Annotated in this window: 24 protein-coding genes; 20 read left to right on the top strand and 4 right to left on the bottom strand. The window is 63.3% G+C overall.

Annotated features, from left to right (window positions below; all coding sequences use genetic code 11):
• Window positions 1–22: 22 nt before the first annotated feature.
• The gene (locus AM2010_RS06660) at window positions 23–766 is read left to right on the top strand and encodes a class I SAM-dependent methyltransferase (protein ID WP_047806404.1); all 744 of its coding nucleotides are present in this window, start codon (window positions 23–25) and stop codon (window positions 764–766) included.
• Window positions 767–791: 25 nt separating this feature from the next.
• Window positions 792–2,198, top strand: coding sequence for an NAD(P)H-dependent flavin oxidoreductase (locus AM2010_RS06655; RefSeq protein ID WP_047806403.1), 1,407 nt, complete (start codon window positions 792–794; stop codon window positions 2,196–2,198).
• Between the two features lie 66 nt (window positions 2,199–2,264).
• Here AM2010_RS06655 and AM2010_RS06650 read toward each other — a convergent pair whose 3' ends face one another.
• Together AM2010_RS06650 and AM2010_RS06645 are read right to left on the bottom strand one after the other, a co-directional pair.
• Entirely contained in the window at window positions 2,265–3,569 is a 1,305-nt protein-coding gene (locus AM2010_RS06650; protein ID WP_047806402.1) for an ammonium transporter, read from the bottom strand.
• Between the two features lie 20 nt (window positions 3,570–3,589).
• Window positions 3,590–4,606 (bottom strand): 2-hydroxyacid dehydrogenase, encoded by a 1,017-nt coding sequence (locus AM2010_RS06645; protein ID WP_047806401.1) that lies wholly within the window; start codon window positions 4,604–4,606, stop codon window positions 3,590–3,592.
• A gap of 91 nt (window positions 4,607–4,697) precedes the next feature.
• Between AM2010_RS06645 and AM2010_RS06640 the strand changes: the two genes are divergently transcribed.
• Complete coding sequence (locus tag AM2010_RS06640; RefSeq protein WP_047806400.1) at window positions 4,698–5,165, top strand: SH3 domain-containing protein; 468 nt, start codon at window positions 4,698–4,700, stop codon at window positions 5,163–5,165.
• A gap of 86 nt (window positions 5,166–5,251) precedes the next feature.
• Here the strand turns inward: AM2010_RS06640 and AM2010_RS06635 are convergent, their stop codons facing one another.
• A complete protein-coding gene (locus tag AM2010_RS06635; RefSeq protein ID WP_047806399.1) occupies window positions 5,252–5,662 on the bottom strand; it encodes a hypothetical protein in 411 nt (136 codons plus the stop codon).
• A 95-nt stretch (window positions 5,663–5,757) separates the two neighbouring features.
• A complete protein-coding gene (locus AM2010_RS06630) occupies window positions 5,758–6,954 on the bottom strand; it encodes an acetyl-CoA C-acyltransferase (RefSeq protein ID WP_047806398.1) in 1,197 nt (398 codons plus the stop codon).
• A 145-nt stretch (window positions 6,955–7,099) separates the two neighbouring features.
• Here AM2010_RS06630 and AM2010_RS06625 point away from each other — a divergent pair, with 145 nt between their 5' ends.
• The 17 genes from AM2010_RS06625 (at window position 7,100) to AM2010_RS06545 (ending at window position 24,212) form a co-directional block, all read left to right on the top strand.
• The gene (locus AM2010_RS06625) at window positions 7,100–8,530 is read left to right on the top strand and encodes a coniferyl aldehyde dehydrogenase (RefSeq protein ID WP_236699426.1); all 1,431 of its coding nucleotides are present in this window, start codon (window positions 7,100–7,102) and stop codon (window positions 8,528–8,530) included.
• 153 nt (window positions 8,531–8,683) lie between these two features.
• Window positions 8,684–9,058: an NADH-quinone oxidoreductase subunit A gene (locus AM2010_RS06620; RefSeq protein WP_047806397.1), complete on the top strand. Its 375-nt coding sequence runs from the start codon at window positions 8,684–8,686 to the stop codon at window positions 9,056–9,058.
• Window positions 9,059–9,061: 3 nt separating this feature from the next.
• Window positions 9,062–9,604 carry a NuoB/complex I 20 kDa subunit family protein gene (locus AM2010_RS06615; RefSeq protein WP_047806396.1) on the top strand — a complete coding sequence of 181 codons (543 nt, stop codon included), beginning with the start codon at window positions 9,062–9,064 and terminating at the stop codon, window positions 9,602–9,604.
• Window positions 9,605–9,614: 10 nt separating this feature from the next.
• The gene (locus tag AM2010_RS06610) at window positions 9,615–10,463 is read left to right on the top strand and encodes an NADH-quinone oxidoreductase subunit C (protein WP_047806395.1); all 849 of its coding nucleotides are present in this window, start codon (window positions 9,615–9,617) and stop codon (window positions 10,461–10,463) included.
• Window positions 10,460–11,674, top strand: a complete 1,215-nt coding sequence (locus tag AM2010_RS06605; RefSeq protein ID WP_047806394.1) for an NADH-quinone oxidoreductase subunit D — start codon at window positions 10,460–10,462, stop codon at window positions 11,672–11,674. Before AM2010_RS06610 ends, AM2010_RS06605 begins: the two co-directional genes overlap by 4 nt.
• The gene (nuoE, locus tag AM2010_RS06600) at window positions 11,674–12,342 is read left to right on the top strand and encodes an NADH-quinone oxidoreductase subunit NuoE (protein WP_047806393.1); all 669 of its coding nucleotides are present in this window, start codon (window positions 11,674–11,676) and stop codon (window positions 12,340–12,342) included. The genes AM2010_RS06605 and nuoE overlap by 1 nt, the downstream gene beginning before the upstream one ends.
• The gene (locus tag AM2010_RS14270; RefSeq protein WP_162492227.1) at window positions 12,342–12,482 is read left to right on the top strand and encodes a hypothetical protein; all 141 of its coding nucleotides are present in this window, start codon (window positions 12,342–12,344) and stop codon (window positions 12,480–12,482) included. Before nuoE ends, AM2010_RS14270 begins: the two co-directional genes overlap by 1 nt.
• Window positions 12,479–13,774 carry an NADH-quinone oxidoreductase subunit NuoF gene (gene nuoF / locus AM2010_RS06595; protein WP_047806392.1) on the top strand — a complete coding sequence of 432 codons (1,296 nt, stop codon included), beginning with the start codon at window positions 12,479–12,481 and terminating at the stop codon, window positions 13,772–13,774. The genes AM2010_RS14270 and nuoF overlap by 4 nt, the downstream gene beginning before the upstream one ends.
• The gene (nuoG, locus tag AM2010_RS06590) at window positions 13,774–15,771 is read left to right on the top strand and encodes an NADH-quinone oxidoreductase subunit NuoG (protein ID WP_047806391.1); all 1,998 of its coding nucleotides are present in this window, start codon (window positions 13,774–13,776) and stop codon (window positions 15,769–15,771) included. The genes nuoF and nuoG overlap by 1 nt, the downstream gene beginning before the upstream one ends.
• Window positions 15,772–15,988: 217 nt before the next feature.
• Window positions 15,989–17,047: an NADH-quinone oxidoreductase subunit NuoH gene (gene nuoH, locus AM2010_RS06580; protein WP_047806389.1), complete on the top strand. Its 1,059-nt coding sequence runs from the start codon at window positions 15,989–15,991 to the stop codon at window positions 17,045–17,047.
• The gene (gene nuoI, locus AM2010_RS06575) at window positions 17,044–17,529 is read left to right on the top strand and encodes an NADH-quinone oxidoreductase subunit NuoI (RefSeq protein WP_047806388.1); all 486 of its coding nucleotides are present in this window, start codon (window positions 17,044–17,046) and stop codon (window positions 17,527–17,529) included. Before nuoH ends, nuoI begins: the two co-directional genes overlap by 4 nt.
• Window positions 17,530–17,544: 15 nt before the next feature.
• On the top strand, window positions 17,545–18,168 hold the full coding sequence (locus AM2010_RS06570; RefSeq protein WP_047806387.1) for an NADH-quinone oxidoreductase subunit J: 624 nt from the start codon (window positions 17,545–17,547) through the stop codon (window positions 18,166–18,168).
• Complete coding sequence (gene nuoK, locus AM2010_RS06565) at window positions 18,165–18,470, top strand: NADH-quinone oxidoreductase subunit NuoK (RefSeq protein WP_047806386.1); 306 nt, start codon at window positions 18,165–18,167, stop codon at window positions 18,468–18,470. The genes AM2010_RS06570 and nuoK overlap by 4 nt, the downstream gene beginning before the upstream one ends.
• 6 nt (window positions 18,471–18,476) lie before the next feature.
• On the top strand, window positions 18,477–20,471 hold the full coding sequence (gene nuoL / locus AM2010_RS06560) for an NADH-quinone oxidoreductase subunit L (RefSeq protein WP_047806385.1): 1,995 nt from the start codon (window positions 18,477–18,479) through the stop codon (window positions 20,469–20,471).
• Window positions 20,471–22,045 carry an NADH-quinone oxidoreductase subunit M gene (locus AM2010_RS06555; protein WP_047806384.1) on the top strand — a complete coding sequence of 525 codons (1,575 nt, stop codon included), beginning with the start codon at window positions 20,471–20,473 and terminating at the stop codon, window positions 22,043–22,045. The genes nuoL and AM2010_RS06555 overlap by 1 nt, the downstream gene beginning before the upstream one ends.
• A complete protein-coding gene (nuoN, locus tag AM2010_RS06550; protein WP_047806383.1) occupies window positions 22,045–23,505 on the top strand; it encodes an NADH-quinone oxidoreductase subunit NuoN in 1,461 nt (486 codons plus the stop codon). The genes AM2010_RS06555 and nuoN overlap by 1 nt, the downstream gene beginning before the upstream one ends.
• Window positions 23,502–24,212: a biotin--[acetyl-CoA-carboxylase] ligase gene (locus AM2010_RS06545; protein WP_047806382.1), complete on the top strand. Its 711-nt coding sequence runs from the start codon at window positions 23,502–23,504 to the stop codon at window positions 24,210–24,212. Before nuoN ends, AM2010_RS06545 begins: the two co-directional genes overlap by 4 nt.
• Window positions 24,213–24,223 lie beyond the last annotated feature (11 nt).

Here is a 24,223-nt window from a genome sequence, read left to right as displayed (position 1 = left end):
CCGCGCTAGTGCGATCGGGACAATGAGAACCCTTCTGCCCCTCTCCTGCACCGTCCTGGCGCTTGGCATAAGCGCCTGCGAGCCGGTCGATCCCGATCGCCCCGAAACCGCGCAGGCGTTTCCGACACCCGATCGAGCGGTGTCGGACCTGGGCACGAACCAGTTTTCCACCGAGACCGCCCGCGACAGTGTGGGGGAAGCGAGCAAGGTCATGGACCTGGCCGAAATCGCCCCCGGCATGAGCGTGGCCGATATCGGTGCCGGCGAAGGGTACTATACCGTGCGCCTCGCCGATCGTGTGGGCGAAGACGGCAGGGTTCTGGCGCAGGATATCGATCGCGAGGCACTCGACCGCCTGGCCCTGCGTGTGGAACGCCAGCGGCTGGGCAATGTTTCTATCAAGCTGGGGGAGGGCGATGATCCGATGTTGCCGCCCGGCAGCTTCGATCGCGTGTTCATGGTGCACATGTATCATGAGGTGCGCGAACCCTACGCCTTCCTGTGGCGTCTGTGGCCGGCCCTGCGCGAAGGCGGGCGGGTGATCGTGGTCGATGTCGACCGACCCGCCGACCAGCATGGTATCGAACCTCTGCTGCTTGCATGTGAATTCAAGGCTGTAGGGTTCGAACTCGACACGTTCCGCGATGCGCCGGAACTGGCGGGGTACTATGCACAGTTCAAGCGGGCCGCTAAGAGGCCCGAACCGGAAGAGATCAGGCCCTGCCGCGGAACGGTGGGCAGGGCGAAAGGCAACGCGGCGTCGTAACGCCGCCACAAGGATTATCAGTTCGATGGCATTCAAGGGGCTCAGCCCAATCGTATACGGCGGACGCGAAGTCTGGCCGCTCATAGAAGGCGGCAAGGGCGTTTCGGCAACCAATCACCTGAGTTCCGGCGCATGGGCTGCTGCCGGCGGTATCGGCACCGTCAGCGCGGTCAACGCCGACAGCTATGACGCCGAAGGCAAGATCGTTCCGCAGGTTTACGACCAGCTCACGCGGAAAGAGCGTCACGAACAGCTGATCCGCTACGCGATCGACGGTGCGACCGAGCAGGTTCGCCGGGCTTACGATGTCTCCAACGGCAAGGGCGCGATCAATATCAACGTCCTGTGGGAAATGGGCGGCGCACAGCAAGTGCTGGAAGGCGTGCTGGAGCGTACGCGCGGTCTGGTCACCGGCGTGACCTGCGGCGCGGGGATGCCTTACAAGCTGGCCGAGATCGCTGCGCGGTTCAACGTCAGCTATCTGCCGATCATCAGTTCCGCACGCGCGTTCCGCGCGCTGTGGAAGCGCAGCTATCACAAGGTCAGCGATCTGATGGCGGCTGTGGTCTACGAAGATCCCTGGCTTGCCGGCGGGCACAACGGTCTTTCCAACGCGGAAGATCCGACCAAGCCCGAAGACCCGTATCCGCGGGTGAAGGCCCTGCGCGAAACGATGCGCAAGGAAGGTGTGTCGGAAGACGTGCCGATCGTCATGGCCGGGGGCGTCTGGTTCCTGCGCGAGTGGGAAAACTGGATCGACAATCCCGAGCTGGGGAAGATCGCATTCCAGTTCGGCACCCGTCCGCTGTTGACGGAAGAAAGCCCGATCCCGCTGCAGTGGAAGGAAATGCTGCGCACGATCGAGCCGGGCGATGTGCTGTTGCACAAGTTCTCTCCCACCGGCTTCTATTCCTCGGCAGTCAAGAATCCGTTCCTGTGGGATCTGATCCATCGCAGCGAACGCCAGATACCCTATTCCAAGGTTGAGGCGGGCGAACATACCGTCCAGCTCGACGTCGGGATCAAGGGCAAGAACTTTTGGGTAACGCCCAAGGATCGCGACCGGGCACGGGGCTGGGCGGCCGAAGGCTATACCGAGGCGCTCAAGACACCCGACGATACGGTCGTGTTCGTGACGCCGGAAAGCCGTGCCGAAATTCGCAAGGACCAGGCCGATTGCATGGGCTGTCTGTCGCATTGCGGATTCTCGTCGTGGAAGGATCACGACGATTACACCACGGGTCGGCTGGCCGATCCGCGCAGCTTCTGCATCCAGAAAACCCTGCAGGATATCGCCCACGGCGGCGACGTGGAGCAGAATCTCGCCTTCGCGGGACACGCGGCCTATCGTTTCAAGCAGGACCCGTTCTATTCGAACAATTTCACCCCTACGGTGAAGCAGCTCGTCGATCGCATCCTGACCGGCGACTGAGCGGCGGGGCAGGCTCGGCAGATGGTTTCCCGCCTAGTGGGCGGGGAGCCTTTTGCCGCCCGATTCTCAGCCAGCAGGTTCGCGATGGCACGCCGTGTCGAGGCCAGCGCGCTCTTCGTCCTCTGAAACGCGCATGGGCACAATCAGGCTGATCATCAGCGCGATGATCGCCGTGGCGATCGCGCTCCACAGCGCGACGGCGGCAGTGCCGATAAGCTGAGCGATCACCTGGCTGCCCATCGTCATCCCTTCGGCATAACCGACACCGCCAAGCGTTTCGGAAAGAAACACGCCGAGCAGGATCGCACCGACCATGGCACCGACACCGTGGATCGCGAAAACACCCAGGGTATCATCGACCCCCAGCTTGTCCGAAACCAGCGATAACGCACCGCGGCAGACGATAGCTGCTGCGACGCCGAATATCACCGATGCACCTGGCGAAACGAAGCCCGATGCGGGCGCGATCGCCGCAAGACCCGCGAGCAGGCCCAGCGCCAGGCCGCCAGCGGTCGTGCGACCGGTCGCGAAACGTTCGAGGGCAAGCCAGCACAACGCCGAGGTGCAGGCGGCAACGTGAGCACTGAGGATCGCGGTCGAGGCATCATCGGTCGCCGCGAGCGCAGAACCGCCACTCAACGCCAGCCAGCCGATCCACATCATCGCCGCGCCGATGAGGCCCAGGGCCGGTCTGGATTCCGCTTCGCCGCCGGATGGAACGGCGGCCCGGCGGCCCAGCAACAACGCGACGACGAGTGCGGAGACACCCGCCGTGACATGCATCGTCAGCCCGCCGGCGAAATCGAGCACGCCCAGCGTCCGGGCTATCCACCCTCCGCCCCATAGCCAATGGGTTACCGGGGCGTGGACGACTACGGCCCAAAGCGCGGCGAACCCGACCGCCCAGCCAAAACGCGCACGACCGATCCAGCTGCCGGTCATCAGACAGGCCGCGATGATTGCGAAGATCATCTGAAACAGTACGAACGCACTTTCGGGCAACAGCGTGCCCACGCGCACATTTCCGAGATTGGCGAGCATTAAATGGGCATGGTTGCCCAGCCACCCGACCGTGACCGGGCCGAACGCCAGCGTGTAACCAAGTACGATCCAGCCGAGCGATACCGCCGCGGCGATGGCTCCGACCTGTATTGCGACCGAGGTGGCGGTTCGCACAGGTCCTCGCCCGGCATAGTGAAGCGCCAGGCCGGGCAGGGCGGCCAGCAGGGCGATTGCCGATGCCGCCATTATCCATGCGGTGTCGCCCCCGTCGTTGGCGGCGAACTGCACCAGCTCCTGCGCATGCAGCGGGGCGGCGGCACCCAACGATGCGAACCCGAAAAGAGCTGTAATGCCCAGGCATCTACGCATCGCGCTGTTTCCGTTCGTGGCTAGACTAGCGCTTCCAGGACCTGATCGGGCGGACGGTGCCCATCGGCCCAGAAACGGATATTGGCGATGACCTTGTCTCCCGAAGCCTCGCGCCCTTCGACGGTGGCGCTGCCGATATGCGGCTGGGCAATCACGTTGGGCAAGGCGACCAGTCGCGCATCGACTTTCGGTTCTTCGGGAAAAACGTCGAGCCCCGCGCCGCCCAGATGGCCGCTCTCCAGCGCTTCGATCATCGCCTCGTAATCGACCAGATCGGCGCGCGCGGTGTTTATCAGTGCTGCGCCCGGCTTCATCAACGCAACGCGGCGGGCATCGATCATCCCGCGCGTTTGCGGCGTGGAGGGGCAGTGCAGCGTGAGAATATCCGATTCGGCCACGAGCTGGTCCAGATCCCCCTCGAACCTGGCGCCGAACATGGTTTCCACCGCCTCAGGCAATCGGTGACGATTGTGATAACGGATTTCGAAGCCGAAGGCGCGGGCGCGCGATGCGACCGCCTGGCCGATCCGCCCCATGCCCACGATCCCCAGCACTTTGCCGCCCAGTTTGCGGCCAAGCATTGCCGAAGGGGCCCAGCCGGTCCAACGTTCATGGCGGATCAGCGCGGTACCTTCGCGCAGCCGACGTGGCACTCCGATGATCAGGGCCATCGTAAGATCTGCCGTATCATCGGTGAAGACGCCCGGCGTATTGGTGACGATGATTTTCCGTGCTGCAGCAGCGGCCAGATCGATATGATCGGTTCCCGCACCGAAACTCGCGATCAGCCCCAGCCGATCGCCCGCCTCGGCGAGCAATTCGGCATCGATCCGGTCGGTCACGGTCGGAACCAGAACGTCGCAATCGCGCATCGCGGCTATCAGTTCATCGCGCGACAGGGCGGCGTCGGCAGGGTTCAGGCGGACGTCGAACAGTTCCTCCATCCGCGTCTCGATCGACGGGAGAAGGTGCCGTGTCACTATCACGCGCGGTTTGCCCGCAACGCGCCGGTTCGAGTCCGCTCCCGTCTGTTCCATGCGTTTGCGCTAGGACGCCGGGGGCCTTCCGGTCAAGCGGCGTGGAACATGACTTGATGCGCCGGGGGTCCACGATTTATGGCACCGGGTCATGTACAGGCTCTTTGTTGTTCTATTCACGGCGTTTATCGCCAGTGCCACGCCCGCCGCAGGGCAAGAACGCGAGGTGCCCTACTGGGCGACGATCGACACCACCGAACTGAACATGCGGGTCGGGCCGAGCGTCAATTACAGGATCGAGTGGGTTTACCGCCGCGAAGGCTTGCCGGTGAAGGTCGTCCGCGTAATCGACGGATGGCGCCTTATCCGCGACCCCGCTGGCGATCAGGGCTGGGTCGTGGCGCGCATGCTGAGCGCGGATCGCGGGGCGATCGTCGTTGGGGAAGGCCTGGCGGCATTGCGTGCGGCCCCTGCCGACAATGCACGGTTGAAGTGGAATGCTGAGCCCGGCGTGGTCGGCAAGCTCGGCGAATGTGAAACCGGATGGTGCAGTTTCGACGTCGATGGCCGCGTAGGCTGGATCAGGGCCGAACGTTTGTGGGGCGCCGGCGAACCCTGATGCGGGCCTGGGCCAGTTAATGGCTGAAAGAGAGGGGCGGCCTTTCGCCGCCCCCATCTATCGATTGCGCTTCGGGCAATCTGTGGTCAGGCGCCGGATTCTGCGGTCTGGCGCATGACCGTTACGGTCGTGCCGTCTTCGGCGGTGGCGACCCAGCTCCCATCTTCGGCCGGTGCACTGTCGGTCCAGCACAGTTCCGCCCCGCCTTCGGGTGTGAAGCAGGTCCGGTTGTCCCGAATTTCCCATGTGCCGCGGGATGTTTCCGCACCGTCCGCGGTATCGGCGAACGTGCCGTCCGCGTTGATCCGGGTCGTGGTTACGGAGCCGTCGGCCCAGGTCACAGAATAGTCCCCTTCGACATCGTCGCCGGACAGGGCGGCAGTGGCCGGTTCCGCGTTTGCCGGTTCCGCCGTCTCAGTCTCCGCAGTCGCTTCCTCGCCCTGTTGCGAACATGCGCAAAGGGCAAGGATAGCCGCGGTCAGAACAGTCTTTCTCATCTCCCAATTCTCCTTATGTGTTGGAGGTATTGGGGTGATACGCGCCCTGAACCGCGGCAGCAAATTTCGACCTTTGATTTGTCCCCGGCGTCCGGTCAGGCCAGTTCCACTGCCACGGCCGTGGCCTCTCCGCCGCCAATGCACAGCGAAGCGATACCGCGCTTCTTGCCCTGCTTTTTCAGGGCATTGAGAAGGGTCACGATGATCCGCGTGCCGCTGGCGCCGATGGGATGTCCCAGGGCAGTGCCGCCGCCATTGATGTTGATCTTGTCATGCGGGATGCCGATGTCGCGCATCGCGAACATCGCCACGCAGGCGAATGCCTCGTTGACTTCCCACAGTTCCACATCGTCGACCGACCATCCGGCCTCGTCCAGCACCTTTTGAATCGCGCCGATGGGGGCGACGGTGAACTGCGCAGGTTCCTGCGCATGAGCGGCCATGGCGACGACCCGGGCGACCGGGGCCAGGCCCTTGTCTTTCGCGACACTCGCGCGCGTCAGCACCACGGCGGCCGCACCGTCGGAGATCGAGCTGGAAGTGGCGGCGGTGATCGTGCCGTCTTTCGCGAAGGCCGGCTTGAGCGTCGGAATCTTGTCCGGCTTGCCGCGACCGGGCTGTTCGTCGGTGTCGACTACGGTTTCGCCCGCCCGCGTCGAAAAGGTGACCGGGGTGATTTCGTCTGCGAACGCACCGCTGTCGATCGCGGCATTGGCGCGGCGCAGGGATTCGATCGCGTAATCGTCCATTTCCTCGCGCGTCATCTGATAGTCGTTGGCTGTGGACTGCGCGAAGGTGCCCATTGCGCGACCTTCTTCGTAGGCGTCCTCCAGCCCGTCGAGGAACATGTGATCGTAAGCCGTATCATGGCCGATCCGCGCGCCCGAACGGTGTTTCTTGAGCAGGTATGGGGCGTTCGTCATGCTTTCCATCCCGCCAGCGACGACGATGTCGATCGTACCCGATGCCAGCGCCTCCGACCCCATGATGACCGTCTGCATTCCGCTGCCGCAAACCTTGTTGACGGTCGTCGCCTGGACCGATTTGGGCAGGCCGGCCTTGATCGCGGCCTGGCGGGCAGGGGCCTGGCCCAGGCCGGCAGGCAGAACGCAGCCCATATAGACGCGATCGATATCGTCGCCGGCCACGCCGGCACGCTCTACCGATGCCTTCACCGCCGTGGCGCCGAGTTCGGTCGCGCTGACAGCGGCCAGGGCACCCTGCATCCCGCCCATCGGCGTGCGTGCGTAGGAAAGGATGACGACGGGGTCGTTCGCGGAAAACTGAGCCATGGAGACGATGCCTTTCACTGGAGATCGTTGTTGGCGAGCTACCTAATGCTGCACTGCGGCAAAGGCAAATGACTCAGGTGTGCGCTTGCCAATGGCGGTCGGGTGGTGGACAATCGGTGGCAAAGCAAAACCAATGGAGAGATCGATGGCCGGGCAAGACACTTCCACGATGCGTGATCTGTTGAGCAGGCAGCGCGAGGCGTTCACCGCTGCGCGGCCGGAGGGGCTCGATGTACGGCGCGACCGGATCAGGCGCGCGATCGCCCTGCTGAGGGAAAACAGCGAAGCGCTGTGCAATGCGATGAGCGCGGATTTCGGGAATCGCAGCCCGCACCAGTCGATGATCACCGACGTTGCCGGGACGGTTTCCTTTGGCAAATATTGCCTCAAGCATCTCGACAAATGGTCGCGGGCGGAAAAGCGGCACGTCCAGTTCCCGCTGGGCCTGTTGGGCGCGAAGGCGGAACTGCGGTACGAACCAAAGGGGGTGATCGGCATCCTCAGCCCGTGGAATTTCCCGGTCAACCTCAGCTTCGGCCCGTTGATGCAGGTGCTCGCCGCCGGCAATCGCGCGATGATCAAACCGAGCGAATTCACCGAGAAAACCTCGGATTTGTCGGCGGAGCTGTGCGCAAAGTATTTTGACGAGAGCGAGGTCGCCTTCGTCACCGGCGGGCCGGAAGTGGCGCACGAATTTTCCTCGCTGCCTTTCGATCACCTCGTGTTCACCGGATCGACCGCGACGGGGCGCAAGGTGATGGAGGCGGCGGCCGCAAACCTGTGCCCGGTCACGCTGGAGCTGGGCGGCAAATCGCCGGTGTTCCTGGGGCGCGGGGCGAATCTGGAGCAGGCCGGCGAACGAATCGCGATGGGCAAGATGATGAACGCCGGCCAGATCTGCCTGGCGCCGGATTACATGTATGTGCCGCAAGACCAGGAAGACGCCGCGATCGCCGCGGTGGAACTGGGCGTGCACCGAATGTACCCGAGCCTGCTGGAAAACGACGACTACGCCTCGGTCGTCACCGACCGCCATTTCGACCGGCTGAAAGGCTTGGTGGAGGATGCCCGCGACAAGGGCGCCGAGGTGATCGAGGTCAATCCGGGCAAGGAGGATTTTTCCGGCACCAACGCGCGCAAGATGCCTTTGACCATATTGCGCAACGTGACCGACGAGATGCAAGCGATGCAGGAGGAGATTTTCGGCCCTGTCCTGCCGGTGAAGACCTATCGCGATGTCGGCGAGGCGATCGACTATGTGAACCAGCGCGACCGGCCGCTGGGCCTCTATTATTTCGGAACGAATGCTGGCGAGCGCGAGCAGGTGCTGACCCGAACGATATCCGGCGGGGTTACCGTGAACGACGTGATTTTCCACGTATCGATGGATGATCTGCCGTTCGGGGGCGTGGGGCCAAGCGGGATCGGTTCGTACCACGGGGTCGAGGGATTCCGCGAATTCAGCCACGCGCGTTCTGTCTATACCCAGCCGAAGATCGACGTGGCGAAGCTCGGCGGCTTCAAGCCCCCCTATGGCGCGGCGACTGAAAAGGCAGTGCGCGGCCTCATGAAATAGCCTTCGTCGGAGGCGTTCCGCGCCGGGCACATTTATTGCGAAAGGTTCGCATTTCCGCGCCCTTGCGCCGCGCGGGAGAGCGGCCTAGAGGCGGGCGCGAACCATCCGCCCCACGGGAATCGCCCCAAGGAAAACCGCCTCCAAGGAACCAGCGTGGTCGACCTGAGCCAATACCTTCCGATCCTGATCTTTCTGATCATTGCGCTGGGACTCTCGGCGTTGTTCGTGTTCCTGCCGATGGGCGTGTCGCGCCTGACCGGTGCACACAATCCGAGCACGGAGAAGAACAGCGAATATGAATGCGGCTTCCCCGCGTTCGAGGATTCGCGCAGCCAGTTCGACGTGCGGTTTTACCTCGTCGCGATCCTGTTCATCATTTTCGATCTCGAAGTGGCGTTCCTGTTCCCCTGGTCAGTGACGGTGTTCGATCTCGGCTGGTCCGCATGGATCGCAATGATGGTCTTTCTCGGCATCCTGACCGTCGGCTTCATATACGAATGGAAGTCCGGCGCGCTGGATTGGGAATAAGTTATGAACCAAGTCACCCCCGCAGCCCGCCCCGGCGAAATTCGCCAGGCCGACGCAGAATATTTTCGCGCCCTGCAGACCGAGGTGAACGACAAGGGTTTCCTTGTCACCAGCACCGAGGATCTGTTCCAGTGGGCACGCACCGGCAGCCTCTGGTGGATGACCTTCGGCCTCGCGTGCTGCGCGGTGGAGATGATCCACGTCAACATGCCGCGTTACGATATGGAGCGTTTCGGTGCCGCCCCGCGCGCCAGCCCGCGCCAGAGCGACGTGATGATCGTCGCCGGCACTCTGTGCAACAAGATGGCCCCGGCGATGCGCAAGGTTTACGACCAGATGTCGGACCCGAAGTATGTGATTTCGATGGGCAGCTGCGCCAATGGCGGCGGTTATTACCACTACAGCTATTCCGTCGTGCGTGGCTGCGACCGCATCGTGCCGGTTGATATCTATGTCCCGGGTTGCCCGCCGACTGCGGAGGCGCTGCTTTACGGCGTGATGCAGTTGCAGCGGAAGATCCGGCGCGCAGGTACGATCGAAAGGTGATTGCCCGACAATGACCGTTGTTCATTCCGCCCCCAGGTTCGCCTCCAACGAAGGCGTGAAGGATGCGCTGTCCGCGGCGCTCGGCGCGATGCTCGTCGATGCGCACGAGGAGCATGGCGAAATCCTGCTGACCGTGAAGCGCGATTCGATCGAGGACGCGCTGCGTCTTCTGCGCGACGAGCATGAATACCAGCAGCTGATGGAAATCGCCGGGGTCGATTATCCCCAGCGGGCCGAGCGGTTCGAAGTTGTCTACATGCTGCTCAGCGTAACGCGGAACCACCGCGTGATGCTGAAGGTGACGGCATCGGAAAGGACTCCGGTGCCCACGGTGACGACGCTGTGGCCCAATGCCGGCTGGCTCGAACGCGAGGTCTTCGACCTCTACGGCGTGCTGTTCGAAGGCAATACCGACTTGCGCCGCATTCTCACCGATTACGGATTCGAAGGGCACCCCTTCCGCAAGGACTTCCCGCTCACCGGCTATCAGGAACTGCGCTATTCCGAAGAGGAGAAGCGCGTCGTTTACGAGCCGGTCGATCTGCCGCAGGATCTGCGCCAGTTCGATTTCATGAGCCCGTGGGAAGGGGCCGACTACGTCCTGCCGGGTGACGAGAAGGCCGCGACACCGCCGGTTTCCGACCCGAAGACGACTGGCAAGCCGTCCCAGACCGGTGCCGGTGCGAAAGCCGACGAGGAAGCCGCGGACAAGGTCAGCGCAGGCGCCCCTGCGGAAGACGATAGCGAAATCGACGAGACTGCTCCCGAGCCGACCGAAGATCGCGAAGACCGGTCCGAACGCGAGGGCAAGGCGCGCGACACCAAGGCCGCGACAGAGCCGAAGGAGAAGGGCGAATGAGCGGTTTCGTAGCCGAAGCCTCGCCGACCACCGAAGGCGAGGTGATCTCCAACTACACGATCAACTTCGGACCCCAGCACCCTGCGGCGCACGGCGTGCTGCGCATGGTGATGGAGCTTGATGGCGAGATCATCGAACGGATCGATCCGCACGTCGGCCTGCTGCACCGCGGGACCGAGAAGCTGATCGAACACAAGACCTACCTGCAGGCACTGCCCTATTTCGACCGGCTCGATTACTGTTCGCCGCTGTGTCAGGAACACAGCTACGTCCTGGCAATCGAGAAGCTGCTCAATGTGGAAGTGCCGATCCGCGCCCAGTACCTGCGGGTCCTGTTTGCGGAGCTGACGCGCATTTCGAACCACATGCTGAACATCGGCGCGCATGTGATGGACGTGGGCGCGATGACGCCCAATCTTTGGGTGTTCGAGCTGCGCGAAGACTGCATGAATTTCTTCGAGCGGGCCTCTGGCGCGCGGATGCACAGCGCGTGGTTCCGCCCCGGCGGCGTCCACCAGGACGTTCCGCTGAAGCTGCTGACCGACATCGGCGACTGGGTCGACGGGCGCCTGCCCGAACTGTTCGGCGACGCGATGAGCCTGGTGCTCGACAACCGCATCTTCAAGCAGCGCAACGTCGATATCGCGGTGGTGAGCAAGGAAGACGCGCTGCGCTGGGGGTTCTCCGGCCCGCTGATCCGCGCCGCCGGCATTCCGTGGGACCTGCGCAAGTCGCAGCCCTACGACGTCTATGACCGGATGGATTTCGAGATTCCCGTCGGCACCAATTCGGACTGCTACGACCGGTTCATGGTGCGGGTGAAGGAAGTCTACGAAAGCGCGAAAATCATCAAGCAGTGCCTGGCCGAAATGCCCGAAGGGCCGATCGCCAGCACCGACGGCAAAGTCTCCCCGCCCAAGCGCGGCGAGATGAAGCAGTCGATGGAAGCGCTGATCCACCACTTCAAGCTCTATACCGAGGGGTTCCACGTGCCCGCGGGCGAAGTCTACGTCGCGACCGAAAGCCCGAAGGGCGAATTCGGCGTGTACCTGGTCAGCGACGGGTCGAATAAACCCTATCGCTGCAAGATCCGCCCGACGGCCTTCAGCCACCTGCAGGCAATGGATTTCATGTCGAAAGGCCACATGCTGCCCGATGCCACCGCCATCCTCGGCGCCATCGACGTCGTCTTCGGGGAGTGTGATCGCTGATGGCTGACCGTCAACCCACCCCCGATACCCCCGAGCTGCGAGAGCGCTGGGGTTCGTTCGCGTTCACGACGGACTACAAGGCGAAAGCCGACAAGGCGATCGCGCGCTATCCCGAGGGGCGCCAGCGCTCCGCCGTGATGCCGCTGCTCGACCTTGCGCAGCGGCAGGTCGGCGACGAAACCAACACGCAGGGCTGGCTGCCGCTGCCGGTGATCGAATATGTCGCCGATTATCTCGACATGCCGGTGATCCGCGTGCTCGAAGTCGCGACCTTCTATTTCATGTACAACCTGAAGCCCGTGGGTAAGTACCACGTGCAGGTCTGCGGTACGACGCCGTGCATGTTGCGCGGGTCGGACGGGCTGATGGAAGCGTGCAAGAAGCGCGGCATGAAGAAGGGCGCGGTGTCGGAAGACGGGCTTTGGACCCTCACCGAAGTCGAATGCATGGGCAATTGCGCGACCGCGCCGATGGTCCAGATCAACGACGACAACTACGAGGACCTCACGCCCGAGCGGCTCGATGCGGTGCTCGACGCGCTGGCCAGGGGCGAGCAGCCCAAAGCTGGCACGCAGGAACCCGGTCGCCACACCAGCGAGCCGCTCGGCGGCCCGAGCACGCTGAAGGAAATGGTCGAGGGCAATCACGACTACCGGGGCGAATGGTAATGGACATCGTCACCATCATCGTCGCGCTGATCCTGGTGTTCATCGCGTGGAAGGTTCTCGTCGGTCTGGTCAAGTTCGGCGCGATCGCGCTGATCGCCGTCGCGGCGGTCTGGTTCGTTTCGCAGGGAGGTTTCGCGTGAGTCTCGCTGACAAGGATCGCATTTTCACCAATCTTTACGGCTTCCAGGACTGGGGCCTGAAGGCGGCGCAGGCGCGCGGCGACTGGGATGATACCAAGGCGCTGATCGGGCGAGGGCAGGACGCCATCATCGACGAGATGAAGGCTTCGGGCTTGCGCGGGCGCGGCGGGGCGGGATTCCCGACCGGTCTCAAGTGGTCGTTCATGCCCAAGGAAAGTAAGGACGGGCGGCCCAGCTTTCTGGTCATCAACGCCGACGAATCCGAACCCGGATCGTGCAAGGACCGCGAAATCATCCGCCATGATCCGCACAAGCTGATCGAAGGTGCGCTCTGCGCCGGCTTCGCGATGCGCGCGCGGGCCGCCTACATCTACATTCGCGGTGAGTTCATCCGCGAGGCGGAGACGCTGCAGGCGGCGATCGACGAGGCGTACGATGCCGGTCTGATCGGGAAGAATGCCAGCGGTACCGGATACGATTTCGACGTGTTCATGCACCGCGGCGCGGGCGCCTATATCTGCGGCGAAGAAACCGCGATGATCGAAAGCCTCGAAGGCAAAAAGGGGCAGCCGCGGCTCAAGCCGCCGTTCCCGGCCGGGGCCGGCCTCTACGGCTGCCCGACCACGGTGAACAACGTGGAATCGATTGCCGTCGTCCCCACGATCCTGCGTCGCGGCGCGAGCTGGTTCTCCGGCTTCGGGCGGGAGAACAACGCAGGCACCAAGCTGTTCCAGATCTCCGGCCACGTGGAAAAACCCTGCGTGGTCGAGGAAGCGATGAGCATCCCGTTCCGCGAATTGATCGAGAAGCATTGCGGCGGCATTCGCGGCGGGTGGGACAATCTGCTCGCCGTTATCCCCGGCGGGTCGTCGGTGCCGCTGGTGCCGGCAGAGCAGATCATGGATGCCCCGATGGATTTCGACGGGCTGAAGGAACTCGGCTCCGGCCTCGGCACGGCGGGCGTGATCGTGATGGACAAGTCCACCGACGTGGTCCGCGCGATCAGCCGGATCAGCTATTTCTACAAGCACGAGAGCTGCGGCCAGTGCACCCCCTGCCGCGAGGGCACCGGGTGGATGTGGCGCGTGATGGAGCGCCTGCGCACGGGCGATGCGGCGATCGAGGAAATCGACATGCTTCATCAGGTGACCAAGCAGGTGGAAGGCCACACGATCTGCGCCCTGGGCGACGCGGCGGCCTGGCCGATCCAGGGCCTCATCCGCCACTTCCGCCCCGAGCTGGAACGCCGGATCGAAGAACATAACGCGCAATTCGCGGAGGCCGCGGAATAATGCCTAAAGTCACCGTAGACGGTCAGGAAATCGAGGTTCCCGACGGCGCGACCGTGTTGCAGGCGTGCGAGCTGGCGGGGAAGGAAATTCCGCGCTTCTGCTATCACGAACGGCTCAGCATTGCCGGCAATTGCCGCATGTGCCTGGTCGAAGTGAAGCCCGGGCCGCCCAAGCCGCAGGCAAGCTGCGCCCTGCCGGCCACCGACGGCCAGGAAATCCGCACCGACAGCCAGATGGTCAAGACCGCGCGCGAAGGCGTGATGGAATTCCTGCTCATCAACCATCCGCTCGATTGCCCGATCTGCGATCAGGGCGGCGAGTGCGACTTGCAGGATCAGGCCGTCGCCTACGGCCGCGGCGGCTCGCGCTATGAAGAAAACAAGCGCGCGGTGACCGAAAAGTACATGGGCCCGCTGATCAAGACGATCATGACCCGCTGCATCCACTGCACCCGCTGTGTCCGTTTCTCCGAAGAGATTGCGGGCGTGGACGAGATCGGCGCTGTCGGTCGCGGCGAAGACATGCAGATCACGACCTACCTCGAACAGGCGGCCCAGCACGAGCTGTCGGCCAATGTGATCGACTTGTGCCCGGTCGGCGCGCTGACCAGCCGCCCCTATGCCTTCGAGGCACGGCCGTGGGAGCTGAAGAAGACGCTTTCGATCGACGTCAGCGACGCGGTCGGGGCGAATATCCGGCTCGACAGCAGGGGCCGCGAAGTCATGCGCGCGCTCCCGCGCAATAACGACGACGTCAACGAAGAATGGCTGTCGGACAAGGGCCGCTACATGGTCGATGGCCTGACCCGTCGCCGGCTCGACAAGGTCTGGATCCGCAAGCGCGGCAAGCTCCAGCAGGCGAGTTGGGAAGAGGCGTTCAAGGCCATTGCCAAGGCAAAGCCGGGTGCCAGTATCGCCGCGATCGCAGGCGATCTGGTCGATTGCGAAACGATGTTCGCGGCGAAGACCCTGCTCGGCGCAATGGGCTCCACACTGCTTGAAGGGCGGCAGACCGGGATGGATTATCCCGCCGACAATATGGCGGCGGTCGCGTTCAATTCGACCTTTGCCGGGATCGAAACCGCCGACGCCGTTCTGATCGTCGGCAGCAATGTCCGGCACGAAGCGGCGCTGGTCAACGTGCGGCTGCGCAAGGCGGTGAAGCGCGGGGCGAAAGTCTTCGTGGTCGGCCCGCACTGGGAAACGACTTATCCGGCCGAGTTTCTGGGCGAAGATGCAGGCATCCTGCACGATCTTCCCGAACACGTGGCCGACGCTTTCGACAAGGCGGAACGTCCTGCAGTGATCGTCGGCGCAGGTGGGCTTGCCGCGGGCGCCTTCGACGCCGCGCTTGGGCTGTCGCAGGGCTGGCGGCGCGATGGCTGGAACGGCTTCAACGTGCTTCACACTGCCGCGGCGCGGATGGGCGGGCTCATGCTCGGTTACGCGCAGAAGGGCGGGATGGCCGATATCGCGAAGGCGCAGCCGAAAGTTGTGCTGGCACTTGGTGCGGACGAGGTCGACTGGTCGGCGTTCGACCAGAGCCTGAAAGTCTATATCGGCCACCACGGCGACAAGGGCGCGCACGCGGCGGATATCATCCTGCCGGCGGCGAGCTATGCCGAAAAAGACGGTACGTACGTCAACACCGAAGGGCGCGTGCAGTTCGCCGAAAAGGCTGTGTTTGCACCGGGCGATGCGCGGGAGGACTGGACGATCCTGCGCGCGCTGGCCGATGCCTTGGGGGTAGAGGTCGGCTTCGACAGCTTCGCCGAGCTGCAGGCCGCGATGATTGCCGAAGTGCCCGCGTTGGGCGAAGAAGGCCTCGCCGATTACGGCAAGCTGCCCAAGGCGAAGTCGGTTAAAGCCGAGGGGCGAATTTCGTATCCTATCGCAGACTTCTACCTCACCAATCCCATCGCCCGTGCCAGCGCGGTGATGCAACAGTGTTCGGCCGAATTGCTCCACGGCGAGGAAATCCTGGAGGCGGCGGAATGATTGGCGTCACTCAGATGCTCCCCCACTGGGGGAGCTGGCAGCGCGTAGCGCTGACTGAGGGGGCGTTCCAGGCGTACACCCCCTCCACCACGACGCTTCGCGTCGCGGTCCCCCTCCCCCAGAAGGGGAGGACTATGCGCATTTGTTCGCATTTTGTTCTTGACTTTTGCAACCTATTTGGTTATATTCCCAAGTCGGTTTTCGGGAGTCGCAGGTAATGACCGCCTTCTTCCAATCTCTCGGCATGAGCTACGAGTGGGCGTGGTTCGTTGCCACGATCGCCGGCATCCTGCTGATCGCACTGCCGCTGATGCTGGCCGTCGCGATGATCATCTACGTCGACCGCAAGGTCTGGGCTGCGATCGCGCTGCGGCGTGGGCCCAACGTGGTCGGCCCGTTCGGCCTGCTGCAAAGCTTTGCCGATGGGCTCAAGGTCTTCCTGCAGGAAACGATCATCCCCTCGGCCGCAAACAAGGGCCTGTTCCTGATCGCGCCGATCCTGACCTTCACCGTCGCGTTGCTCGCCTGGGCCGTCATTCCTTTCGGACCCGAGGCAGTGCTGGCCGATATCAACATCGGCCTGCTCTATGTCCTCGCGATCAGTTCGCTCGGCGTCTACGGCGTCGTCGTGTCGGGCTGGGCTTCCAACTCGAAGTACCCGTTCTTTTCCGCCATGCGCGCAGCGGCGCAGATGATCAGTTACGAGGTTTCGATCGGTTTCCTCCTCGTCTGCGTGATCATGTGGGCCGGTACGAACAATATGAACGGGATTATCGAGGCGCAGCGCGGCCACGGGCTGGGCATCGTCAACGGGTTCTTCTTCAACCCGCTGCTGTTCCCTATCTGGGTCATGTTCCTGATTTCCGCACTGGCCGAAACCGCGCGCGCCCCGTTCGACCTTACTGAGGCGGAAAGCGAGCTGGTCGCCGGGTATCAGACCGAATATTCGAGCATGAGCTTCGCGCTCTTCTGGCTGGGCGAATATGCCAATGTCCTGCTGATGTGCGCGCTCAACGCGATCCTGTTCTTCGGCGGCTGGCTGCCCCCGCTGAACGTGGACCTGATCCCGTGGTTCGATATTCCGGGCTGGATCTGGCTCTTCGCCAAGATCTTCCTGTTCTTCTTGATCTTCAGCTGGGTGAAGGCCACAGTCCCGCGTTTCCGCTACGACCAGCTCATGCGCCTCGGCTGGAAGGTCTTCCTGCCGCTGAGCCTGCTGTTCGTGGTGCTGGTGAGCGGCTGGCTGATGATCACCCGTTACGGAGTCGCCGCATGAGCGTCGCCCATCTCATAAAATCGTTCACCCTGTGGGAGTTCGTGAAGGCCCATGCCCTCACGCTGAAGTATTTCTTCAAGCCCAAGGCGACGATCAATTATCCGTTCGAGAAGAACCCGATCAGCCCCCGTTTCCGTGGGGAGCACGCGCTGCGCCGCTATCCCAATGGGGAAGAACGCTGCATTGCCTGCAAGCTGTGCGAGGCCGTGTGCCCGGCGCAGGCGATCACGATCGAGAGCGAACCGCGCGACGATGGCAGCCGCCGCACGACGCGTTACGATATCGACATGACCAAGTGCATCTATTGCGGTTTCTGTCAGGAAGCCTGCCCTGTGGATGCGATCGTCGAAGGGCCGAACTTCGAGTACGCGACCGAAACGCGCGAAGAACTGCTTTACGACAAGGCGAAACTGCTGGCGAACGGTGACAAGTGGGAGCGGGCCATTGCCGCGAACCTTGAAGCCGATGCGCCCTACCGATAGGGGCCGCGCCGACCCATGATCCAGACTCTCGCCTTCTATCTGTTCGCGGTTCTCGTGCTTGCCAGCGGCGTGTTCACGATAATGGCCCGCAACCCCGTGCATTCGGTGCTGTGGTTGATCCTGGCGTTCTTCAACGCAGCGGGCCTGATGGTCATCGTTGGTGCCGAGTTCATCGCCGCTCTGCTGGTGATCGTTTATGTCGGCGCGGTCGCGGTGCTGTTCCTCTTCGTTGTCATGATGCTGGACATCGACTTCGCCGAACTGCGCGCCGGCTTCATCAAGAATTTCCCGCTCGGCATCGCAATCGCGCTGGTTCTGCTGGCCGAACTGGTGCTGGGCATCGGTGCTTACCGCGCCGGGGCGCTGGAGCTGGGCGTGCCCGATGGCAGCGCGGCGCCGATGATGGATCGCAGCAATATCGAAAGCCTGGGGACAGTGCTCTACGGCAAATACCTGTTCCTGTTCGAAACCGCCGGCATCATCCTGCTGGTGGCGATGGTGGGCGCGATCGCGCTGACCCATCGTGAACGCCCGGCGGGCGCACGCGGCCATCAGGATATCGGCAAGCAGGTTCGTCGCCGCCCCGGCGATGCGACCGAAATGAAGAAGCCGGAAATCGGCAAGGGGGTCGAACTGTGATCGGGATCGAACACTATGTCGTCGTCAGTGCGGTGCTGTTCGTGCTGGGCGTTCTGGGGATCTTCCTCAACCGCAAGAACGTGATCGTGATCCTGATGGCGATCGAACTGATCCTGCTGGCGGTGAACATCAACCTGGTCGCGTTCAGCGCCTTCCTGGGCGACATGACGGGGCAGGTCTTCGCCATGTTCGTGCTGACCGTCGCGGCGGCGGAGGCTGCGATCGGGCTTGCGATCCTGGTCATCTATTTCCGTGGCCGGGGCACGATCGCGGTCGACGATGTCAACCGGATGAAGGGATAAACACCGGTGCAAACGTCGATTCTCCTCATCGTTTTCCTGCCCCTGCTCGTGGCCATCGTCGGCGGGCTGGGCAATCGGGCCCTCGGCAACACTGTGGTGAAGTCGATCACCACCGGCGCCCTGTTCGTTTCCTGCGCGCTCTCGTGGCCGATTTTCCTCGGCTTCGTCGCGGGGACCGCCGAGGCGCAGGTCGTGCCGGTGCTTCAGTGGGTGCAGTCCGGCGCGCTCAGCTTCGACTGGGCGCTGCGGGTGGATACGCTGACCGCCGTGATGCTGGTCGTGATCACCAGCGTTTCCGCGCTCGTCCACCTCTATAGCTGGGGCTATATGGCCGAAGACCCGGATCAGCCGCGGTTCTTCGCCTATCTCTCGCTGTTCACGTTCGCGATGCTGATGCTGGTGACGGCGGACAATCTGGTCCAGATGTTCTTCGGCTGGGAAGGGGTTGGCCTGGCCAGCTACCTCCTGATCGGGTTCTGGTTCCGCAAGCCGAGCGCCAACAAGGCCGCGATCAAGGCCTTCGTGGTCAACCGCGTCGGCGATCTCGGCTTCATGCTCGGCATCTTTGGCACGTTCCTGGTGTTCCAGACGACCTCGATCCCCGAGATCCTCGAGGCTGCACCGGGGATGAGCGGCAGCTCGATCGGGTTCCTCGGCATGCGTCTGCAGACGATGGACGTGCTCTGCATCCTCCTGTTCATCGGCGCGATGGGCAAGTCGGCGCAGCTCGGCCTGCACACCTGGCTGCCCGACGCGATGGAAGGCCCGACGCCGGTTTCCGCGCTGATTCACGCGGCCACGATGGTGACCGCGGGCGTGTTCATGGTCTGCCGCCTGTCGCCAATGTTCGAAACCGCGCCGGTCGCGCTGGGGCTCGTCACTTTCATCGGCGCCGCGACCTGTTTCTTCGCGGCGACGATCGGCACGACGCAGTGGGATATCAAGCGCGTCATCGCCTATTCGACCTGTTCGCAGCTCGGCTACATGTTCTTCGCCGCGGGTGTCGGTGCCTATGGCGCGGCGATGTTCCACCTGTTCACGCACGCATTTTTCAAGGCGCTGCTGTTCCTCGGCGCCGGTTCGGTCATCCACGCGATGCACCACGAACAGGACATGCGTTATTACGGCGCGCTGCGTAAGCATATCCCGCTGACCTTCTGGGCCATGATGGCGGGCACGCTGGCGATCACCGGGGTGGGTATCTACTGGTTGCACGCTGGCTTCGCCGGGTTCCATTCGAAGGATGCCATTCTGGAAGTCGCCTTCGCGCGCGGCACGGAGCTGGGCAATTTCGCCTTCTGGATGGGCGCGGTCGCGGCACTGCTGACCAGCTTCTATTCCTGGCGGCTCATGTTCCTCACCTTCTGGGGCAAGCCCCGCTGGATCGAAAGCGAACACATCCAGCACAGCGTCCACAAGACGCCGGATGAGGCAGGGGCGGACACCACCGGCGGCTATCATCCGCACGAAAGCCCGGTTTCGATGCTGATCCCGCTCGGCGTGCTGACTATCGGCGCGATCTTCGCAGGCTGGGTGTTCAGCCACGCCTTCCTCGACGATCCGGCCTTCTGGGGCGGTTCGATCTTCTACAACGAGGCGCTGATTCACGAGATGCACGCCGTACCGTTGTGGGTGAAGCTGACCGCCAGCATTGTGATGCTGCTCGGTCTGTTCGGGGCCTGGCTGGCCTACATTCGCGACACCTCGATCCCTGGCAAGTTCGTCGAGCAGTTCCGCCTCGTGCACAATTTCGTCTATCGGAAATGGTATTTCGACGAATTGTACCATCTGGTGTTCATCCGGCCGTCGTTCTGGCTCGGCCGGCAGCTCTGGAAGCGCGGCGACAAGGGCCTGATCGACCGCTTCGGGCCCGACGGGGCCGCCTGGGTCGTCGCCCGCGGTGCGGTCGTCGCGCGCAAGGTGCAGTCCGGATATCTCTATAGCTACGCGTTGATCATGCTGCTTGGCCTGGTCGCCGCGATCACCTGGGTGCTGATGTAATGGGGGGCTTCCCGATCCTTTCGCTGATGCTGGCGGTGCCGCTGTTGGCGGGCATCGCGTGCCTGTTCGCCGAAGCGAAGGCAGCGCGCACGATTGCGCTTGCCGCTACGCTCATCGATCTGGCGCTGGGCATAGCGCTGTGGCTGAATTTCGATATCGGCGGCGCGCAGTGGCAGTATACCGAACGCTACGAGCTGTTTGCCGGTTTCAGCTATGCGCTGGGCATCGACGGCATTGCGCTGCTGCTGATCGTGCTGAGCACGTTCCTGATGCCGATCTGCATCCTCGCAAGCTGGGAAGCGATCCAGAAGCGCGTGGGCGAATACATGGCCGCGTTCCTGCTGATGGAACTGCTGATGATCGGCGTTTTCGCGGCGCAGGATCTGTTCCTGTTCTACATCTTCTTCGAAGCCGGCCTGATCCCGATGTATCTGATCATCGGGATCTGGGGCGGGCAAGACCGGATCTACGCCAGCTACAAGTTCTTCCTCTACACCCTGCTCGGATCGGTCCTGATGCTGATCGCGATGCTGTGGATGGTGAACGAGGCGGGCACGACCGACATTCCCACGCTGATGCAGTACGACTTCCCGCCGGGCGCGCAGACCTGGCTCTGGCTCGCGTTCTTCGCCAGCTTCGCGGTGAAGATGCCGATGTGGCCGGTGCACACCTGGCTGCCCGACGCCCACGTTCAGGCGCCGACGGCCGGCTCGGTCATTCTGGCCGGCGTGCTGCTGAAGATGGGCGGTTACGGCTTCATCCGGTTCAGCCTGCCGATGTTCCCCGAAGCGAGCGCGCAGTTCGTGTGGCTGGTCTGGGGCCTGTCGATGGCAGCGGTCGTGATCACCAGCCTGATCGCGCTGGTGCAGCAGGATATGAAGAAGCTAATCGCCTATTCCTCGGTCGCGCACATGGCGATCGTGACGGTCGGGCTGTTCGCCTTCAACGTCCAGGGCCTGGAAGGGGCGATGATCGTCATGCTCAGCCACGGCCTTGTGTCGGGCGCGCTGTTCCTCTGCGTCGGCGTGATCTACGACCGGCTGCACACGCGCGAAATCGACCGTTACGGCGGGCTTGCGATCAACATGCCCAAGTACGCCCTGTTCTTCATGCTGTTCACAATGGCCAGCATCGGCCTGCCCGGCACGAGCGGTTTCGTCGGTGAATTCCTCAGCCTGGCCGGGATCTATCAGGCCAATTCCTGGGTCACGCTGGTCTGCACGACCGGCATCATCCTCGGTGCGGGTTACATGCTCTATCTCTACTGGCGGATCGCTTTCGGTGTTCAGAAGAACGCCGATGCTGCGGCCATGCCCGACCTCAACCCCCGTGAATGGGCCATGCTGGCGCCGATCGCCGCGGCGGTGCTGTGGATGGGCGTCTATCCCGAAAGCTTCCTCGCGCCGATGCGCCAGGATATCGCCGCGCTCGATGCACGCCTGTCACGCGCCGCGCCCGATGGCGATGCGCATCTTGCGGCGGGAACGCCACGGGCGGAGGCGGCCAACGCCGTGGCCGGCGAGCATGAGGCGGGACATGACGCCACAGATGGCGAGGCGGAGGGAGCGCACTGATGGACATGACGTCTTCTCTCGCGCTGGTTGCGCCTGAAATTCTGCTCGGCCTTTCGGGGCTGGCGCTGCTGTTGATCGCGGCATGGAGCCGCAATGCAGGCCGACTGGTCAGCATCCTTGCAGCAGTGGCGCTGGGTGGGGCGAGCTTCCTTGTCGCTCCCGCGCTGTGCGGCGGGGCAATGGGGCCTGACACGCTTGCGTTCGGCGGGCAGTTCGCGGCTGACGCGTTCGCGTCGTTTGCCAAGATCCTGATCTTCGTGTCCGCGATCGGCTGCCTGATGGTGGCGCCGCGGTTCTTCGAACGAGACGGGGGTATCCGGCCCGAATATCCGGTGCTGATGCTCTTCGCCGCGCTCGGCATGGCGATCATGGTTTCGGCGACCGATTTCATGACCCTCTATCTCGGGCTCGAACTGAACAGCCTTTCTGCATACGTCCTTGCATCGTTCATGCGCAGCGATGATCGTTCTGCAGAAGCGGGCCTGAAATACTTTGTGCTCGGCGCGCTCGCCAGCGGCATCCTGCTCTACGGCACCAGTCTCGTTTACGGCTTCACCGGAACGACGTCGTTCGAAGGCGTGCGAGCGGCGATGTCGGGCGAACTGTCGATGGGGCTGCTCTTCGGCCTGATCTTCGTGCTCGCCGGCCTTGCCTTCAAGATCGCCGCAGTCCCGTTCCACATGTGGACGCCCGACGTTTACGAAGGCGCGCCCACACCGGTGACGACTTTCTTTGCCACTGCGCCGAAAGTCGCCGCGGTCGCGCTGACGGCGCGGGTCGCGCTCGATGCGTTCGGCATGCAGATGGACGCATGGCGGCAGATCGTGATCTTCGCCGCGCTTGCCTCCATCGTGGTCGGTGCGCTGGGCGCAATCGGGCAGAGCAATCTCAAGCGGCTGCTGGCCTATTCCTCGATCAACAATGTCGGTTTCATTCTGATCGGCCTTGCCGCGGGGACCGCAGCCGGCGTTTCGGCGATGTTTGTCTACCTCGCGATCTATGTTGCGATGTCGCTCGGCAGTTTTGTTGCGGTGCTGATGTTGCGCAACGCGCAGGGCGATCAGGTGGAAAGCCTCGGCGATATTGCCGGGTTGTCCAGCACACGCCCGCTGCTGGCGCTGTGCCTGGCGATGATGATGTTCAGCCTCGCCGGCATACCGCCGCTGTTCGGATTCTGGGGCAAGTTCGTGGTGTTCTGGGCTGCGGTGGAAGCGGACCTGCTGGTGCTGGCCGCAATCGGCATCGCCGCGAGCGTGATCGGTGCGTTCTACTACATCAAGGTCGTGAAGGTGATGTACTTCGACGAACCGGTCGGGGTTGCGACTGCCCGGAGCGATTGGGCGCACTGGTTGATTCTGGGCGTTACGACCGTGATCGTCTCGCCGCTCGGTTATCTGCTGACACGCGTTCTGGGTGATCTCGCAGACCGCGCGGCAGAGGCCCTGCTGTTCGTCGCTTGATCGAAGTCGTCGCAGAAACCGGATCGACCAACGCCGATCTCACCACGCGCCTGCGCGACGGTGAGCGGATGGCGGAAGGCGACTGGCTGGTTGCCGACCGCCAGACTGCGGGCCGGGGCCGGCAGGGGCGCCCATGGTCGGACGGTGCCGGAAACTTCATGGGCTCGACCATCGTCAGGCCCGGCCCTGGCGATCCCCCGCCACACACGCTGACGCTGGTGACGGCCCTGGCGGCTTACGAGGCGGTTCTACCGCTTCTCGCCGATCCCCAGGCGCTGGTTATCAAGTGGCCCAACGACCTGTTGCTGCGCGGTGCCAAGCTTTCGGGCATACTTCTGGAACGGGCGGGCGATGCCGTGGTCATCGGCATCGGGATCAATCTGGCGCAGGCGCCCGATCTGCCGGACCGACCGACAGTGGCCCTGGCGCAACTCGGCCCAGCGCCCGATCGGGATGCATTCGCACGAACGCTGGCCGAAACGTTCGATCGCGAACTGGAACGCTGGCGCAGTTACGGCGTAGAACCGTTGATACGCAGGTGGCTGGCGGCTGCACATGCGATTGGCACGCCGCTGCGCGTCCACGATGCCGAAGGGGTGCCGACCTTTGGGCAGTTTGCCGGGCTTGCGGCGGATGCCTCTCTCCTCCTGCGCTTGGAAGACGGGACGACCCGTGCCATCCATGCAGGCGACGTCACGCTCGGTTGAAGGAAAACTGT

This window comes from Pelagerythrobacter marensis (assembly GCF_001028625.1).
Taxonomy (GTDB): domain Bacteria; phylum Pseudomonadota; class Alphaproteobacteria; order Sphingomonadales; family Sphingomonadaceae; genus Pelagerythrobacter; species Pelagerythrobacter marensis.
Note: the sequence above shows the minus strand (reverse complement) of the source record. Positions and strands in the feature narration are given on the sequence as shown.

Excerpts from the sequence above, each read along its gene's own strand:
- AM2010_RS06660 (WP_047806404.1), top strand. The coding sequence starts at position 23 with ATGAGAACCCTTCTGCCCCTCTCCTGCACCGTCCTGGCGCTTGGCATA.
- AM2010_RS06655 (WP_047806403.1), top strand. The coding sequence starts at position 792 with ATGGCATTCAAGGGGCTCAGCCCAATCGTATACGGCGGACGCGAAGTC.
- AM2010_RS06650 (WP_047806402.1), bottom strand. The coding sequence starts at position 3,569 with ATGCGTAGATGCCTGGGCATTACAGCTCTTTTCGGGTTCGCATCGTTG.
- AM2010_RS06645 (WP_047806401.1), bottom strand. The coding sequence starts at position 4,606 with ATGGAACAGACGGGAGCGGACTCGAACCGGCGCGTTGCGGGCAAACCG.
- AM2010_RS06640 (WP_047806400.1), top strand. The coding sequence starts at position 4,698 with ATGTACAGGCTCTTTGTTGTTCTATTCACGGCGTTTATCGCCAGTGCC.
- AM2010_RS06635 (WP_047806399.1), bottom strand. The coding sequence starts at position 5,662 with ATGAGAAAGACTGTTCTGACCGCGGCTATCCTTGCCCTTTGCGCATGT.
- AM2010_RS06630 (WP_047806398.1), bottom strand. The coding sequence starts at position 6,954 with ATGGCTCAGTTTTCCGCGAACGACCCCGTCGTCATCCTTTCCTACGCA.
- AM2010_RS06625 (WP_236699426.1), top strand. The coding sequence starts at position 7,100 with ATGGCCGGGCAAGACACTTCCACGATGCGTGATCTGTTGAGCAGGCAG.
- AM2010_RS06615 (WP_047806396.1), top strand. The coding sequence starts at position 9,062 with ATGAACCAAGTCACCCCCGCAGCCCGCCCCGGCGAAATTCGCCAGGCC.
- AM2010_RS06610 (WP_047806395.1), top strand. The coding sequence starts at position 9,615 with ATGACCGTTGTTCATTCCGCCCCCAGGTTCGCCTCCAACGAAGGCGTG.
- AM2010_RS06605 (WP_047806394.1), top strand. The coding sequence starts at position 10,460 with ATGAGCGGTTTCGTAGCCGAAGCCTCGCCGACCACCGAAGGCGAGGTG.
- nuoE (WP_047806393.1), top strand. The coding sequence starts at position 11,674 with ATGGCTGACCGTCAACCCACCCCCGATACCCCCGAGCTGCGAGAGCGC.
- AM2010_RS14270 (WP_162492227.1), top strand. The coding sequence starts at position 12,342 with ATGGACATCGTCACCATCATCGTCGCGCTGATCCTGGTGTTCATCGCG.
- nuoG (WP_047806391.1), top strand. The coding sequence starts at position 13,774 with ATGCCTAAAGTCACCGTAGACGGTCAGGAAATCGAGGTTCCCGACGGC.
- nuoH (WP_047806389.1), top strand. The coding sequence starts at position 15,989 with ATGACCGCCTTCTTCCAATCTCTCGGCATGAGCTACGAGTGGGCGTGG.
- nuoI (WP_047806388.1), top strand. The coding sequence starts at position 17,044 with ATGAGCGTCGCCCATCTCATAAAATCGTTCACCCTGTGGGAGTTCGTG.
- AM2010_RS06570 (WP_047806387.1), top strand. The coding sequence starts at position 17,545 with ATGATCCAGACTCTCGCCTTCTATCTGTTCGCGGTTCTCGTGCTTGCC.
- AM2010_RS06555 (WP_047806384.1), top strand. The coding sequence starts at position 20,471 with ATGGGGGGCTTCCCGATCCTTTCGCTGATGCTGGCGGTGCCGCTGTTG.
- nuoN (WP_047806383.1), top strand. The coding sequence starts at position 22,045 with ATGGACATGACGTCTTCTCTCGCGCTGGTTGCGCCTGAAATTCTGCTC.